A 15,935-nucleotide genomic window follows, 5' to 3' on the forward strand; every position below is an offset into this window, starting at 1 on the left:
ATCAAACATGAAATTCGTACAAATCAGTGCCTTTACAGCAGCGTTGGCGATGTCCTCTCTGGTCTTGGCCGAAGGCGGCGGTGATCGGACCTTCGAAAAAATGATGACCGTCAATGACCGCTCCGTAGAGCTGTTCGTCGCCAAGGAACAAGCTCGCGACCCCGTCGTCGTCAATGAAAAGAAAGACGACAACGCCAAAGACTTGTAAGCGCATCGCACTTGAACAAGCCCGACATCGAGTCTCGATGCCGGGCTTTTTTATGAGCCAGGATTGCCATCGGCAGAACGGGAACGTGCTTCGGCGTGGGTTTTATTGTTCGGCGGAGAAGGCCCGCCGGCATGGTCGCCGGGTGACATCGTTGCAAGCTGCGGATAACGCCAAGGTGATGGGGGAATTACAATTTCGTCATGTGGGTGGAACGCCAAGCCATGCGGGTGCACCCCACAGTGATCCGGGGGGGGGGGCCACAGAATTAGCGAACGGCACACAACCTGTAGGAGTGAGCCTGCTCGCGATAGCGCAATGTCAGGCAATGACGATGTTGAACATGCCGACGCCATCGCGAGCAGGCTCGCTCCCACATTGGTCAGGGTGGGTCTGATAGATCCAGGTTCGCAGATGTGGCTTTTACTTTTCGTAGGTATCTAGCTGGCTGTCTGACAGAGAGGTATCGATGTCATTTGGAAAGACGAGTTTGCCCAAAACAAAAACGGCACCCGAAGGTGCCGTTTCTGTTTTCTACCGAGTGTCGCTCAAGCGATCAACCCGCCAACCCTGCCTGCTGAACCAGCACCAGCAACGGTTGCGGATACAGACCGAGGAAGAACGCCAGTGCGGCGATCGCCAGCAGCATCACGCCGCCTGCACGTTGTTCCCAGTGCAGTTGCGCATCGTGGCGACGCAGGTTCGGCTCGATCAGGTACAGGGTGACCATGACGCGCAGGTAGTAGAAAACGCCAATGGCGCTGCCCAGTACCAGGGAACCGACCAGCCACCATTGGTGCGACTCGACGCCGGTAGCGATGATGTAGAACTTGCCGATGAAGCCCGCGGTCAGCGGGATACCGGCCAGAGACAGCATCATCACGGTCAGGACGGCGGTCAGGTACGGACGGCGCCAGAACAGGCCGCGGTATTCGTACAGGGCATCCGCGTCACGGCCGTTGTACGGCGAGGACATCAGGGTGATCACGCCGAACGCGCCGAGGCTGGTGATCACGTAGGTGACCAGGTACACGCCGATGGCTTCCACGGCCAGACCCTTGCTCGCCACCAGGGCGATGAGCAGGTACCCGAAGTGAGCGATGGACGAGTAACCCAGCAGACGCTTGAGGTTGCTCTGGGTCAGTGCCAGCAGGTTACCGAACAGGATCGACGCGATGGCGATGATGGTCAGCACGTCGCTCAGGACACCGCTGCTTGCGGCCGGCGAGATCTGGAACAGCCGCACCATCACCGCAAACACAGCCACTTTCGAAGCGGTGGCCAGGAACGCAGCCACCGGTGCCGGAGCACCTTCGTAAACGTCCGGGGTCCAGAGGTGGAACGGTACCAGCGACAGCTTGAACGCCAGACCGATCAGCATCATGCCCAGACCCAGTTGCGCCAGCGAGCTTGGCAGGCCGGTGGCCGCGAGGGCCTGGCCGATGCCGACGAAGCTCAGGCTGCCGGAGTCGGCGTAGAGCAGGGCCATACCGAACAACAGGAACGCGGAACCGGCCGCCGACAGCACCATGTACTTGATACCGGCTTCCAGCGAACGCTTGTTGAAGAAGGCATAAGCCACCAGACCGTAGACCGGTACCGAGAGCAGTTCCAGACCGATGAACAACCCGGCCAGGTGCTGCGCGCTGACCAGTACCAGGCCACCGGCGGCGGCCATCAGGATCAGCAGGTAAAGTTCTTCACGGTTGCCCGGGTAACCCGAACCGCCATCGCCGAGGTAGGCGTGGGCGAGGGTCACACAAGCGAGGGTGGCGACCAGGATCAGCGCCATGTACAAGCAAGCGAAGGTGTCGATTTGCAGCAATGGAGTCACGGCCAGAGGCGCGACTTTCAGGGCTGGCAGGATCGACAGCAACGCCAGGTTCAGACCCGCCACGGAAATCAGGAAGGTCTGCGAGTGGTTGCGGCGCCAGGCGATTGCCAGCATCACCACGATGATCGTGGCGCTGGTGATCAACAACGGCGCAAGCGCAATAAAGTGTTGAGTCGTGAATTCCATAGCGCTCTTACCGGGCCGAAGCGAGTTGAGTGAAGGCGGTGCCGAGCCATTGCTGCACGCCATGCATCGTCGCAGCAGAGGTATCGAGGAACGGTTGCGGGTACACGCCGATGAAAATCAGCAACGCAGCCAGACCGACCACCATGATCAGTTCGCGACCATCCATGCCATGCAGCACCGCGTCCGATTTGGACGGGCCGAAGTAGGCACGGTGGATCATGATCAGCGAGTAGACCGAACCGAACACCAGGCCGGACGTCGCGAGGATAGTGATCAGTGGAGCGCTCGGGAACGTGCCGATCAGGATCAGGAACTCACCCACAAAGTTACCGGTCGCCGGCAAGCCCAGGGACGCGGCAGCGAAGAACAGGCTGACGGCCGGCAGGTAAGCGATCTTCGACCACAGGCCGCCCATCTCACGCATGTCACGGGTGTGAGTGCGCTCGTACAGTTGACCACTGAGGATAAAGAGTGCCGCGGCCGACAGACCGTGAGCCAGCATCTGCATCACCGCGCCCTGCAGCGCCAGTTGGCTGCCGGAGTAGATGCCGATCAACACGAAGCCCATGTGGGAAACGGAAGAGTAGGCGATCAGACGCTTGATGTCGGTTTGGGCGAAGGCCAGGAACGCACCGTAGAAGATCCCCACCAGACCCAGGGTCATGGCGATCGGCGCGAACTCGGCCGAGGCATTCGGGAACAGCGGCAGGGCGAAACGCAGCAGACCGTAAGCAGCCGTTTTCAGCAAGATACCGGCCAGGTCGACCGAACCCGCTGTCGGCGCCTGGGCGTGAGCGTCAGGCAACCAGGAGTGGAACGGCACCACTGGCAGCTTCACCGCGAAGGCGATGAAGAAGCCGAGCATCAGGATGTACTCGGTGGTCAGCGACATCTTGGTTTTCAACAGGTCGGCGTAGTTGAAGGTAATCACGCCGGTGTCGTTGAAGTTGACCAGGACCAGACCCAGGATCGCCACCAACATGATCAGGCCGGACGCCTGAGTGAAGATGAAGAACTTGGTCGCCGCGTAGATCCGGGTTTTCTTGCCGTCCGAAGAACTGTGACCCCAGAGCGCGATGAGGAAGTACATCGGCACCAGCATCATTTCCCAGAAGAAGAAGAACATGAACAGGTCGAGGGCGAGGAACACGCCGACGACACCGCCCAGGATCCACATCAGGTTCAAGTGGAAGAAGCCAACGTGACGCTGGATCTCTTTCCACGAGCAGAGTACCGAGAGGATACCCAGCAGACCGGTCAGCAGGATCATCAACAGCGACAGGCCGTCGAGGGCCAGGTGCACGCTGATGCCGAAGCGCTCGATCCAGATGTGCTTGAACTCAAGCGCCCAGGTCGGATCGGCGCCAGGCGCCGGAGCAAATGAATAATTACCGTGGGCCCACAGCCAGAGGCCGAGCGCGAGTTCCAGGGTCATGGTCAACAGCGCAATCCAGCGGGGGAGGGTAGCGCCGAAGCGCTCACCCATCCAGCACAGCAGGCCGCCGATGAAGGGGATCAGGATTAGCCAAGGCAGAATCATGACGGGCTCAATTCCTTTCGCAAGTTCGCAAGGTTCATATTCAGACCGCTACCAGCACGATGGCGCCGATGACCAGCACGGAGCCGGCTGCCATCGATGCCGCGTACCAACGCAGTTGACCGGTTTCGGTACGGCTCAGGGCGGTGTGACCGCCTTTGGCCATACGCGGGATCAGACCGATGGTCTGGTCGAGCGGGTCTTTGCGCAGTGCGTGGCTGAGCGCAAGGTATGGCTTGACGAACAGTTTGTCGTAGATCCAGTCGAAGCCCCAGGCAGCGAACCACCAGGCCGAAAGGAAGCGGCCGATGCCGCTGTTGGCGATTGCAGTGACGAAACGACGCTTGCCGAGGAACAGCAGCGCGGCCAGCAGGATACCGGACAGGGCGATGGCGCCCGAGGCGATTTCCAGACTGTGCTTGGCTTCGCCGCCGGCATGGCCGACGCTTTCCGGCAGCACGCCGTGCAGCGGTGGAACGATCATCGCGCCAATGGCGGTAGACAATACGATCAGCACCGACAGTGGCAGCCAATGAGCGATGCCGTGACCGGCGTGCGCTTCGGTCTTCACTTCACCGTGGAACGCGATGAAGATCAGGCGGAAGGTGTACAGCGAAGTCATGAACGCACCGACCAGACCGGCGTACAGCAGACCGTGGTTGCCGCTGGCGAACGCTTCCCAGAGGATTTCGTCCTTGGAGTAGAAGCCCGCGGTCACCAGTGGCAAGGCCGACAGAGCCGCGCCGCCGACGATGAAGCTGGCGTAGGCCAGTGGCAGTTTCTTCCACAGGCCGCCCATCTTGAAGATGTTCTGCTCGTGGTGGCAGGCAACGATCACCGAGCCGGACGCAAGGAACAGCAGCGCCTTGAAGAAGGCGTGGGTCATCAGGTGGAAGATCGCGCCATCCCAGGCACCGACGCCCAATGCCAGGAACATGTAGCCGATCTGGCTCATGGTCGAGTAGGCGAGGATGCGTTTGATGTCGGTCTGGACCAGTGCGGCAAAACCGGCGAGCACCAGGGTCACACCGCCGACGACGCCAACCAGGTGCAGGATATCCGGCGCCAGGGCAAACAGGCCGTGAGTACGGGCGATCAGGTAGACACCGGCGGTCACCATGGTTGCGGCGTGGATCAGTGCCGAAACCGGAGTAGGACCGGCCATTGCGTCCGCCAGCCAGGTTTGCAGCGGCAGTTGCGCCGATTTACCGACAGCGCCGCCCAGCAGCATCAGGGTCGCCATGACCATCCAGAAGTCGCCGGCCTGGAATTTCTGTGGCGCCAGCACCAGCAGTTCCTGGATGTTCAGCGTGCCCAGTTGCGCGAACAGGATGAACAGGCCGATGGCCATGAACACGTCGCCGATCCGGGTGACGATGAAGGCTTTGAGTGCCGCGTTACCGTTGTTGCGGTTGCTGTAGTAGAAACCGATCAACAGGTACGAGCACAGGCCCACGCCTTCCCAACCGAAGTACAGGAACAACAGGTTATCGCCCAGCACCAGAAACAGCATGCTGGCGATAAACAGGTTGGTGTAGGCGAAGAAGCGCGAGTAACCGGCTTCGCCGCGCATGTACCAGGACGCGAACAAGTGGATCAGGAAGCCGACGCCGACCACCACACCGAGCATGGTCAGGGACAGACCATCCAGGTACAGCGCGAAGTTAGGCGTAAAGCCTTCCACCGCCATCCACTGCCACAACACCATGGTGTAATGACCGCCTTCAGGTGGCGCGACGTTGAATTGCCAGATCACATAAGCCGTGACGATGGCCGACAAGCCGATGGAACCGACGCCGATCAGCGCCGACAGGTTTTCCGAGAGGCGCCCGCGTGAGAACGCCAGCAGCAGGAAACCTATGAGAGGGAATACGAAAGTCAGATAGAGAAGATTCATCCGCGCATCTCGCTGGCAGCGTCGATATCGAGAGTGTGGAAGCGGCGATACAGCTGCAACAGAATCGCCAGGCCAATACTGGCCTCGGCGGCTGCCAGGCTGATCACCAGGATGAACATGATCTGTCCATCCGGCTGCGCCCAGCGGCTACCGGCAACGATGAAGGCCAGTGCGGAGGCATTCATCATGACCTCCAGGCTCATCAGCACGAAAAGAATGTTGCGCCGGACCATCAGGCCGACCAGACCGAGGCAGAACAGGATGCCGGCGACCGCCAGACCATGCTCCATAGGGATAGCAGGCATCGTCATTGCTCCTTGGCTTCGTTGCGGCCCAAGTGGAACGCCGTGACCGCTGCGGCGAGCAGCAGCATCGAGGCGAGTTCGACCACCAGCAGATAAGGACCGAACAGGCTGATGCCCACGGCCTTGGCGTCTACGGTGGTGTGGCCGATGGCCTGGCCGCTGTCGTGGCTGAACAGCACGTACAGCAGTTCAACCAGCAGCAGGGTGCCGAGCGCGACCGGACCGAGCCAGATTCCGGGCTTGAGCCAGACGCGCTCTTGCTGAACCGAGGCCGGGCCCAGGTTCAGCATCATCACCACGAACACGAACAGCACCATGATGGCGCCAGCGTAGGCGATCACTTCCAGCACACCGGCAAATGGTGCACCGAGGGCGAAGAACGTCATCGCCACGGCGATCAGCGAAATGATCAGGTAGAGCAGGGCGTGCACAGGGTTGGTGTTGGTGATCACGCGAAGCGTGGACACAACCGCGATACCCGATGCGAAATAGAAAGCGAATTCCATCTTTCTTCCTTAAGGCAGCAAGCTCTTCACGTTGATCGGTTCGGCTTCATTCTGCGCGGCGCCTTTCGGCTTCCCGGCAATCGCCATACCTGCAACACGATAGAAGTTGTAATCAGGGTTTTTGCCGGGGCCGGAGATCAAAAGATCTTCTTTCTCGTACACCAGGTCCTGACGTTTGAACTCGGCCATCTCGAAATCCGGTGTCAGCTGGATCGCGGTGGTCGGGCAGGCTTCCTCGCAGAGGCCGCAGAAAATGCAGCGCGAGAAGTTGATGCGGAAGAAGTCCGGGTACCAGCGACCGTCTTCGGTTTCAGCTTTCTGCAGCGAGATGCAACCGACCGGGCATGCCACGGCGCACAGGTTGCAGGCTACGCAACGCTCTTCGCCATCAGGGTCGCGGGTCAGCACGATACGGCCACGGAAGCGCGGCGGCAGGTACACCGCCTCTTCCGGGTATTGCAGCGTGTCGCGCTTGCGGAAGGCGTGGCCGAAGATCATCACCAGGCTGCGAAGCTGGGTGAAGAAGCCATGCACGATGTCAAATATGTACTTCATGATTCTCTATCCTCACTGAGCCGCGACGGCGGGCGTGTTGAGCAACACGATCGCAGCGGTCACCAGCATGTTGACGAGGGTCAGCGGCAGGCAGAACTTCCAGCTGAAATCCATCACTTGGTCATACCGTGGGCGCGGAATCGAAGCGCGCAGCAGGATGAAGAACATGATGAAGAACGCGGTTTTCAGTGCGAACCAGATGAACGGGATCTGCGGCAGAATCCCGAACGGACCGTGCCAGCCACCGAAGAACAGGGTCACCAGCAGCGCCGAAATCAACACGATGCCGATGTACTCACCGACGAAGAACATGCCCCATTTCATGCCGGCGTATTCAATGTGGTAACCGTCGGCCAGTTCCTGCTCCGCTTCCGGCTGGTCGAACGGGTGACGGTGAGTCACGGCGACGCCGGCAATGAAGAAGGTCAGGAAACCGAAGATCTGCGGAATGACGAACCACAGGTTCTGCGCCTGGTATTCAACGATGTCGCGCATGTTGAACGAGCCAACCTGGATCACGATGCCCATCAGCGACAGGCCCATGAACACTTCGTACGACACGGTTTGTGCCGAGGCCCGCAAGCTGCCCAACAGGGCGAACTTGTTGTTACTCGACCAGCCGGCGAACAGCACCGCGTAGACCGACAGACCGGCCATGGCGAAGAAGAACAGGATGCCGATGTTGATGTCCGCCACACCCCAGGTCGGGGTGATCGGGATGATCGCGAAGGCAATCAGCAAGGCGCTCATGGCCACGACCGGTGCCAAGGTGAAGATCACTTTGTCGGCGAACGGCGGGGTCCAGTCTTCCTTGAAGAACATCTTGATCATGTCGGCCGCAATCTGGAACGCGCCGAACGGGCCGACGCGGTTCGGACCGTAACGGTCCTGCCAGAGGGCGAGCAGGCGACGCTCGACCCAGCTCAGCAGCGCGCCGCACACCACGACGGCGAGCAGAATCACGATGGCCTTGAGGACCGCGATGATCACGTCAATCACTTCAGGCGTGAACCAGGTCATTGAGCTGCCTCCTGCAGACCGTCAACGGATTTGCCAAAGATCGCTGGCGGAATGCCGGCGAAACCGGCCGGCAATGCGACCAGACCGGCACCCAGCTCTTCGTTGATGCGCAGCGGCAGACGCAGGGTCTGGCCAGCCACGCTCAAGCTCAGCAGGGCGCCGTCATTGACACCCAGACGGTCGGCTTCGGATTTGGCCAGCGACACGTAAGCGGCGGGGATGCGTTCCTGAACCGGTGCGGCTTTGGAAGAGTTCTCTTCGCTGCCGAACAGGTGGAAGAACGGCACGACCTGCCAGGTACCCGGCGCCGGGTTGAACGCGCGCGGAACACTGGCGAACCAGTTCAGCGAGTCACCGGTGCTTTCGATCAGGCGGGTGCCTGGGTCGCCAGCGCGGATGTGACCACCGACTTCGTCCTGGAACTTGTTCCAGGCTTGCGGCGAGTTCCAGCCCGGAGACCAGGCGAATGGCACTTGCTGACGCGGTTCGACCGAGCCCGAGTAACCTTCCATGGAGAACGAGAATGCGGTGTCGTTATCCTGGGAAGTACGCGGTTCGTGCACGCTGATGTCGGCGCGCATGGCGGTACGACCGGAGTAACGCAGCGGTTCGCGAGCCAGTTTCAGGCCTTTGATGCGGAACGCGGCGGACGGTGCGGCGCTGACGATACCGGCCAGTTGCGGAGTGCTTGCGGCACAGGCAGCGGTGACGTGGTCCAGTTGGGTCCAGTCGATCGGCTGGTTCAACAGGGTCGCGCGCAGGGCATGCAGCCAGCGCCAGCCTTCGTGAACCATGATGCTTGCGTCGAGGTAAGTCGGGTCGAAGACCTGGAAGAAGCGCTGGGCGCGACCTTCCTGGCTGACCAGCGTACCGTCGCCTTCAGCGAAGCTGGCGGCTGGCAGAACCAGGTGCGCACGATCGCTGGTGGCGGTCTTCTGATGGTCCGCCACGATCAGCACTTTCGCGGCATTCAGGGCCGCATCGACCTTGGCTTTGTCGGTACGGGTGTACAGATCGTTTTCCAGCACGACGATGGCGTCAGCTTTGCCGTCGATCACGGCTTGCAGCGCGGCATCGAGCGAGTCGCCACCGAGCATGGCCAGGCCGAGGCTGTTGGCCTCTGGCACGATCAGGCTGATGGAACCGTTCTTCTCGCGCAGCTTCAGGGCTTTGGCGATGTTTGCCGCCGCTTCGATCAGCGCCTTGGAACCCAACGAGGTACCAGCAATGATCAGTGGGCGCTTGGCGGCGAGCAGGGCGTCGGCAATGCGCTTGGCCAGCTCAAGAGCTTCAGCGTCCAGGCCTTCAACGGCAGGCGCGCTGGCGTCGAGAGCGTGAGCCACGGCGAAACCGATGCGGGCCAGGTCGTCTGGTGCAGCGTGTACGCATTCTTCGGCGATGTCGTCGAGCTTGGTTTCAGCCAGGCTGGCGATGAACAGCGGGTTCAGCGCGTTCTGACCGATGTTCTTCACCGCAGCGTCGAGCCACGGCTGAACGCGCATGGCGTCGGCCATGTCTTCGGCTTTGCCTTTGACCGATTGACGCAGGGACAGGGCCATGCGCGCAGCAGTCTGGGTCAGGTCTTCGCCGAGAACGAAGATCGCATCGTGGTCTTCGATGTCGCGCATGTTCGGGATCGGCAGCGGGCTGTCTTTGAGCACCTGCATGACCAGACGAATGCGTTCCAGCTCGCCGGCTTCGATACCGGAATAGAAGTGCTCGGCGCCGACCAGTTCGCGCAACGCGTAGTTGCTTTCGAGGCTGGCACGGGGCGAACCGATACCGACGATGTTGCGACCGCGCAGCAGGTCGGCGGCTTTATCCAGCGCTTCGTCGAGGGTCAGCTTGGCGCCGTTGGCCAGCAGTGCCTGACGCGGGCGATCCTTGCGGTTGACGTAGCCATAGCCGAAACGGCCACGGTCGCACAGGAAGTACTGGTTTACCGAACCGTTGAAACGGTTTTCGATACGACGCAGTTCACCGTAACGCTCGCCCGGGGAGATGTTGCAACCGCTGGAGCAGCCATGGCAGATGCTCGGCGAGAACTGCATGTCCCACTTGCGGTTGTAGCGCTCGGAGTGAGTCTTGTCGGTGAACACACCGGTCGGGCAGACCTCGGTGAGGTTGCCGGAGAACTCGCTTTCCAGGGTGCCGTCTTCAACGCGACCGAAGTACACGTTGTCGTGGGCGCCGAATACACCGAGGTCGGTGCCGCCGGCGTAGTCCTTGTAGAAGCGCACGCAGCGGTAGCAAGCGATGCAGCGGTTCATTTCGTGACCGATGAACGGGCCGAGATCCTGGTTCTGGTGGGTACGCTTGGTGAAGCGATAACGGCGCTCGTTGTGGCCGGTCATCACCGTCATGTCTTGCAGGTGGCAGTGACCGCCTTCTTCACAGACCGGGCAGTCGTGAGGGTGGTTGGTCATCAGCCATTCAACGACGCTGGCGCGAAACACTTTCGCTTCTTCGTCGTCGATGGAGATCCAGCTGCCGTCGGTGGCTGGCGTCATGCACGACATGACGATCCGACCACGCTTGTCGTTTTCGTCGGTGTACTGCTTGACCGCGCACTGGCGGCAAGCGCCAACGCTGCCAAGGGCTGGGTGCCAGCAGAAATAAGGGATATCGAGGCCTAGCGACAGACATGCCTGTAACAGGTTGTCTGCCCCATCGACTTCGAGCTCTTTGCCGTCTACGTGGATAGTGGCCATGGTTCAAAGTTCTTCGTTGGCCCGGTGTCAGCGGGCGTGGCTAATGGAATCTTGTTATTCGCGTGAATCAACACAGCCGTTCAAGGCGTCATCACACGACAAAGCGAAGGGTACGGACCCTTCGCTTCTTTAAGCGTTTACGCGCCGACTACGATCGGCCTTGCCAGAGGCGGGACGACGGCGCTGGTAGGCGCGATGCCGGCTTCGAACTCATGGCGGAAGTATTTGATTGCGCTGCCCAATGGCTCCACGGCGCCCGGTGCGTGAGCACAGAAGGTCTTGCCTGGGCCGAGGAAACCGACCAGACCCAGCAGGGTCTCGATATCGCCGGCTTGCCCTTCACCGTTCTCGATCGCGCGCAGAAGCTTGACGCTCCACGGCAAACCGTCACGGCACGGGGTGCAGAAGCCGCAGGATTCGCGGGAGAAGAACTCTTCCATGTTGCGCAGCAGAGAAACCATGTTGACGCTGTCGTCCACCGCCATGGCCAGGCCGGTACCCATACGGGTGCCCACTTTGGCGATGCCGCCGGCGTACATTTGTGCGTCCAGGTGTTCCGGCAACAGGAAACCGGTACCGGCGCCGCCAGGCTGCCAGCACTTGAGCTTGTAACCGTCGCGCATGCCGCCGGCGTAGTCTTCGAACAACTCGCGACCGGTAACGCCGAATGGCAGTTCCCACAGGCCCGGGTTCTTGACCTTGCCGGAGAAGCCCATGAGCTTGGTGCCCATGTCTTCACTGCCTTCGCGCGCCAACGATTTGTACCAGTCCACGCCGTCGGCAATGATCGCCGGCACGTTGCACAGGGTTTCAACGTTGTTCACGCAAGTCGGCTTGCCCCACACGCCAACGGCGGCAGGGAAGGGCGGCTTGGAGCGCGGGTTGGCGCGGCGGCCTTCGAGGGAGTTGATCAGTGCGGTTTCTTCACCGCAGATGTAACGCCCGGCGCCGGTGTGGACGAACAGCTCGAAATCGAAGCCGCTGCCCAGAATGTTTTTACCCAGCAGGCCCGCTGCCTTGGCTTCTTCCACGGCACGGTTCAGGTGCTTGGCGGCGGTGGTGTATTCGCCACGCAGGAAGATGTAGCCACGGTAGGTTTTCAGCGCGCGAGCACTGATCAGCATGCCTTCGATCAGCAGATGGGGCAGTTGCTCCATCAGCATGCGGTCTTTCCAGGTGTTCGGTTCCATCTCGTCCGCGTTGCACAGCAGGTAGCGGATGTTGATGGATTCGTCTTTGGGCATCAGGCCCCACTTAACGCCAGTGGGGAAGCCTGCACCGCCGCGACCTTTAAGGCCGGAGTCCTTCACGGTCTGGACGATGTCGTCCTGAGCCATGTCGGCGAAGGCTTTGCGCGCAGCCGCGTAACCGTTCTTGGCCTGGTACTCGTCGAGCCAGACAGCTTCACCGTCGTCACGCAGACGCCAGGTGAGCGGGTGAGTCTCGGCCGACCGCTTGATGCGGTTGGCAGGACCGAAGGAAGTCAGGGTCATACGTAGCCCTCGAGCAATTTGGCAACGCCGGCAGGCTGCACATCACCGAAAGTGTCGTCGTCGATCATCAACGCCGGCGCCTTGTCGCAGTTGCCGAGGCAGCAGACCGGCAGCAGGGTGAAACGACCGTCGGCGGTGGTCTGACCCAGGCCGATGCCCAGCTTGCTCTGGATTTCGCTGACCACGGATTCGTGACCACCGATGTAGCAGACCATGCTGTCGCAAACGCGAATGATGTGACGGCCGACCGGCTGACGGAAGATCTGGCTATAGAACGTCGCCACCCCTTCAACGTCGCTGGCCGGGATGCCGAGGATCTCGCCGATGGCGTAAAGCGCGCCATCAGGCACCCAGCCACGTTCCTTCTGGACGATCTTCAGGGCTTCGATCGACGCCGCGCGCGGGTCTTCGTAGTGATGCAGCTCGTGCTCGATGGCCGAGCGCTCGGTTTCGCTCAAGGCGAAACGGTCAGTCTGGATAAGCGTGCTGTTCATGCTTAGCGGTCCACGTCGGCCATAACGAAATCGATACTACCCAGGTACGCGATCAAGTCCGCGACCATGCTGCCTTTGATCACCGAAGGGATCTGCTGCAGGTGCGGGAAGCTTGGGGTGCGAATCCGGGTGCGGTAGCTCATGGTGCCGCCATCGCTCGTCAGGTAATAACTGTTGATGCCCTTGGTCGCTTCGATCATCTGGAAGGATTCGTTGGCCGGCATGACCGGGCCCCACGAAACTTGCAGGAAGTGCGTGATCAGGGTCTCGATGTGCTGCAGGGTGCGCTCTTTCGGTGGCGGCGTGGTCAGCGGGTGATCCGCCTTGTACGGGCCTTCCGGCATGTTGCGCATGCACTGCTCGATGATCTTCAGGCTCTGGCGCATTTCTTCGACGCGCACGATGCAACGGTCGTAGGCATCGCCATTGGCCGCCAGCGGCACTTCGAATTCGAAGTTCTCGTAACCGGAGTACGGGCGCGCTTTACGCAGGTCGAAGTCGCAACCGGTCGAACGCAGGCCGGAACCGGTGACGCCCCATTCCAGGGCTTCTTTGGTGTTGTAGGCGGCGACGCCGATGGTCCGGCCACGCAGGATGCTGTTGTCCAGTGCGGCTTTCTGGTACTCGTCCAGACGCTTTGGCATCCAGTCGATGAAGTCTTTCACCAGTTTTTCCCAGCCGCGCGGCAGGTCGTGAGCGACGCCACCGATGCGGTACCAGGCCGGGTGCAGACGGAAGCCGGTAATGGCTTCGATCACCGTGTACGCCTTCTGACGGTCGGTGAACGTGAAGAACACCGGGGTCATGGCGCCGACGTCCTGGATGTAAGTCCCTAGGAACAGCAGGTGGCTGGTGATCCGGAAGAACTCGGCCATCATGATGCGGATGACGTCGACCTTCTCAGGCACCTTGATGCCGGCCAGCTTCTCGACCGAGAGCACGTACGGCAGGTTGTTCATCACGCCGCCGAGGTAGTCGATACGGTCGGTGTACGGAATGAAACTGTGCCAGGACTGACGCTCGGCCATCTTCTCGGCACCACGGTGGTGGTAACCGACGTCCGGAACGCAGTCGACGATCTCTTCACCGTCCAGTTGCAGAATGATGCGGAACGCACCGTGCGCGGAAGGGTGGTTAGGACCGAGGTTGAGGAACATGTAGTCCTCGTTCGCACCGGAACGCTTCATGCCCCAGTCTTCAGGCTTGAAGCGCGCGGCTTCTTCCTCAAGCTGTTGCTTGGCCAGGGTCAGGCTGAACGGGTCGAACTCGGTGGCACGGGCCGGGAAGTCCTTGCGCAGCGGGTGACCTTCCCAGGTCGGCGGCATCATGATGCGGGTCAGGTGCGGGTGACCGGCAAAGTTGATGCCGTACATGTCCCACACTTCACGCTCGTACCAGTTGGCGTTCGGCCAGATGCCGGTCACGGTCGGCACGCTGAGGTCGCTCTCGGACAAGGCGACCTTGATCATTACGTCACTATTACGTTCGATCGACATCAAGTGATAGAACACAGTGAAGTCGGCGCCGCTTGGCAGCCCTTGACGCTTGGTGCGCAGACGCTCGTCCACGCCGTGCAGGTCATAGAGCATGACGTACGGCTTGGGCAGGTTACGCAGGAAGGTCAGGACTTCGACGAGTTTGGCACGGGCAACCCAAAGCACCGGCATGCCGGTGCGGGTAGGCTGGGCGGTGAACGCCTCGGGGCCAAAACGGTTGTTCAGTTCAACGACCACATCCTGGTCGTCTGCCTTATAAGGCGGGATGTACAGAGCACTGCCTGTAGTCATGGTTATTTATCGCTTTCGGTCAACGTAAAGAATGAAGCCAGGTTCTCGTTCTATAAAAGAAGCAGGTCTGGATCAGACTTCGTCGGGGCTGCGCAGGTTGGTGACTGCGATTCGCTGTTCGCGGCGCTGTTCCTTTTGCGAAGGCATCTCGGCGCGGTACACGCCTTGATCGCCGACGACCCAGGAAAGCGGACGACGCTCCTGTCCAATCGACTCCTGCAACAGCATCAAGCCTTGCAGAAAAGCTTCAGGGCGGGGCGGGCAGCCAGGCACGTAGACGTCCACGGGCAGGAACTTGTCCACCCCTTGAACGACGGAGTAGATGTCGTACATGCCACCGGAGTTGGCGCACGAACCCATGGAGATAACCCATTTAGGTTCGAGCATTTGCTCGTAGAGACGCTGAATGATCGGCGCCATCTTGATGAAGCAGGTACCGGCGATAACCATGAAATCCGCCTGACGCGGCGATGCCCGGATAACCTCGGCGCCAAAGCGCGCGATGTCGTGGGGCGCCGTGAAGGCGGTGGTCATTTCCACGTAGCAGCACGAAAGACCGAAGTTGTACGGCCACAGGGAGTTCTTGCGCCCCCAGTTGATCGTGCCGTTAAGCACGTCTTCGAGCTTGCCCATGAAGATGTTTTTGTGGACTTGATCTTCTAACGGATCGGAAACGGTTTCCCGTTCGCCAATCGGATACTGCTCGTTAGGAGCATCGGGGTCGATCCTGGTGAGATTGTATTGCATTGCCAAAGCCTCATTGTTTCAGCTTCGCTTGCCGCTTCAGACGAGCTGCCGGAGCCCAGTCAAGGGCGCCCACTCGAAATAGGTAGACAAGACCTGCCAACAGAATTGCTATGAAAACGAGAGCTTCGACGAATCCGGTCCAGCCGCTTTCGCGGACGGACACAGACCAGGCAAAGAGAAAAAGGGCTTCGATATCGAAGATCACGAAGAGCATCGCGACCAGATAGAATTTTGCTGAGAGCCGCAAACGGGCGCCACCTGTAGGCAGCATGCCGGATTCGAACGGTTCGTTTTTGCTGCGGCCCCAGGCTTTTGACCCGAGGAGGCTGGAGACGCCGAGCATGAAGGCACAAAGGCCGACGACGCCCAGAAGGAAAATGGCAAAGCCCCAGTTGTGGGCCATGAGTCCTGTCGCTTCGGGCATGCTGGTAATCCTTAACAGAGAGCAAAGGTCTCTGAGCTTGAAAAGAAACAAAGCAGTGACGATATGTCGCAGCAATCAATCCCGCTGATTTTATGGCACAACACCGTGCAAGTAAAATTCCTATAGCGAAATTATTTACAGGAATAAGGACATAGCGCACCTCCAAAGCCCTGTAGCCCATGCCGTTCGGGCATTAGCCGGCATTTCATCAATATTGTTTTGTAGGAAATGTAA

The 15,935-nt window shown here is 60.3% G+C and carries 14 protein-coding genes; 1 reads left to right on the top strand and 13 read right to left on the bottom strand.

Annotation, left to right across the window (positions count from 1 at the left end; all coding sequences use genetic code 11):
• Nucleotides 1-7 precede the first annotated feature (7 nt).
• Nucleotides 8-208 (top strand): co-regulatory protein PtrA N-terminal domain-containing protein, encoded by a 201-nt coding sequence (locus tag IB252_RS24525; RefSeq protein WP_192410539.1) that lies wholly within the window; start codon nt 8-10, stop codon nt 206-208.
• A gap of 553 nt (nt 209-761) precedes the next feature.
• Here IB252_RS24525 and nuoN read toward each other — a convergent pair.
• From nuoN to IB252_RS24590, 13 genes are all read right to left on the bottom strand, one after another.
• Nucleotides 762-2,225 carry an NADH-quinone oxidoreductase subunit NuoN gene (gene nuoN, locus IB252_RS24530; RefSeq protein WP_033057078.1) on the bottom strand — a complete coding sequence of 488 codons (1,464 nt, stop codon included), beginning with the start codon at nt 2,223-2,225 and terminating at the stop codon, nt 762-764.
• A 7-nt stretch (nt 2,226-2,232) separates the two neighbouring features.
• On the bottom strand, nt 2,233-3,765 hold the full coding sequence (gene nuoM / locus IB252_RS24535; protein ID WP_111448969.1) for an NADH-quinone oxidoreductase subunit M: 1,533 nt from the start codon (nt 3,763-3,765) through the stop codon (nt 2,233-2,235).
• A gap of 40 nt (nt 3,766-3,805) precedes the next feature.
• Complete coding sequence (gene nuoL / locus IB252_RS24540; protein ID WP_192410540.1) at nt 3,806-5,659, bottom strand: NADH-quinone oxidoreductase subunit L; 1,854 nt, start codon at nt 5,657-5,659, stop codon at nt 3,806-3,808.
• Nucleotides 5,656-5,964: an NADH-quinone oxidoreductase subunit NuoK gene (gene nuoK, locus IB252_RS24545; RefSeq protein WP_007946416.1), complete on the bottom strand. Its 309-nt coding sequence runs from the start codon at nt 5,962-5,964 to the stop codon at nt 5,656-5,658. The genes nuoL and nuoK overlap by 4 nt, the downstream gene beginning before the upstream one ends.
• A gap of 2 nt (nt 5,965-5,966) precedes the next feature.
• Nucleotides 5,967-6,470, bottom strand: coding sequence for an NADH-quinone oxidoreductase subunit J (gene nuoJ, locus IB252_RS24550; RefSeq protein WP_008146049.1), 504 nt, complete (start codon nt 6,468-6,470; stop codon nt 5,967-5,969).
• A gap of 9 nt (nt 6,471-6,479) precedes the next feature.
• On the bottom strand, nt 6,480-7,025 hold the full coding sequence (gene nuoI / locus IB252_RS24555; RefSeq protein ID WP_219847839.1) for an NADH-quinone oxidoreductase subunit NuoI: 546 nt from the start codon (nt 7,023-7,025) through the stop codon (nt 6,480-6,482).
• Nucleotides 7,026-7,037: 12 nt separating this feature from the next.
• Nucleotides 7,038-8,045: an NADH-quinone oxidoreductase subunit NuoH gene (gene nuoH, locus IB252_RS24560; protein ID WP_008146046.1), complete on the bottom strand. Its 1,008-nt coding sequence runs from the start codon at nt 8,043-8,045 to the stop codon at nt 7,038-7,040.
• Entirely contained in the window at nt 8,042-10,756 is a 2,715-nt protein-coding gene (gene nuoG / locus IB252_RS24565) for an NADH-quinone oxidoreductase subunit NuoG (RefSeq protein WP_192410541.1), read from the bottom strand. Before nuoG ends, nuoH begins: the two co-directional genes overlap by 4 nt.
• A 137-nt stretch (nt 10,757-10,893) precedes the next feature.
• Entirely contained in the window at nt 10,894-12,249 is a 1,356-nt protein-coding gene (gene nuoF / locus IB252_RS24570) for an NADH-quinone oxidoreductase subunit NuoF (RefSeq protein ID WP_008146041.1), read from the bottom strand.
• Nucleotides 12,246-12,743, bottom strand: coding sequence for an NADH-quinone oxidoreductase subunit NuoE (gene nuoE, locus IB252_RS24575; RefSeq protein ID WP_007970445.1), 498 nt, complete (start codon nt 12,741-12,743; stop codon nt 12,246-12,248). The genes nuoF and nuoE overlap by 4 nt, the downstream gene beginning before the upstream one ends.
• Nucleotides 12,744-12,745: 2 nt before the next feature.
• A complete protein-coding gene (nuoC, locus tag IB252_RS24580; protein ID WP_074878214.1) occupies nt 12,746-14,530 on the bottom strand; it encodes an NADH-quinone oxidoreductase subunit C/D in 1,785 nt (594 codons plus the stop codon).
• A gap of 72 nt (nt 14,531-14,602) precedes the next feature.
• Nucleotides 14,603-15,277 carry a NuoB/complex I 20 kDa subunit family protein gene (locus IB252_RS24585; protein WP_008146035.1) on the bottom strand — a complete coding sequence of 225 codons (675 nt, stop codon included), beginning with the start codon at nt 15,275-15,277 and terminating at the stop codon, nt 14,603-14,605.
• Between the two features lie 10 nt (nt 15,278-15,287).
• Nucleotides 15,288-15,701 (bottom strand): NADH-quinone oxidoreductase subunit A, encoded by a 414-nt coding sequence (locus tag IB252_RS24590; protein ID WP_008146033.1) that lies wholly within the window; start codon nt 15,699-15,701, stop codon nt 15,288-15,290.
• Nucleotides 15,702-15,935 lie beyond the last annotated feature (234 nt).

Source organism: Pseudomonas sp. PDM10, from assembly GCF_014852295.1.
GTDB lineage: Bacteria > Pseudomonadota > Gammaproteobacteria > Pseudomonadales > Pseudomonadaceae > Aquipseudomonas.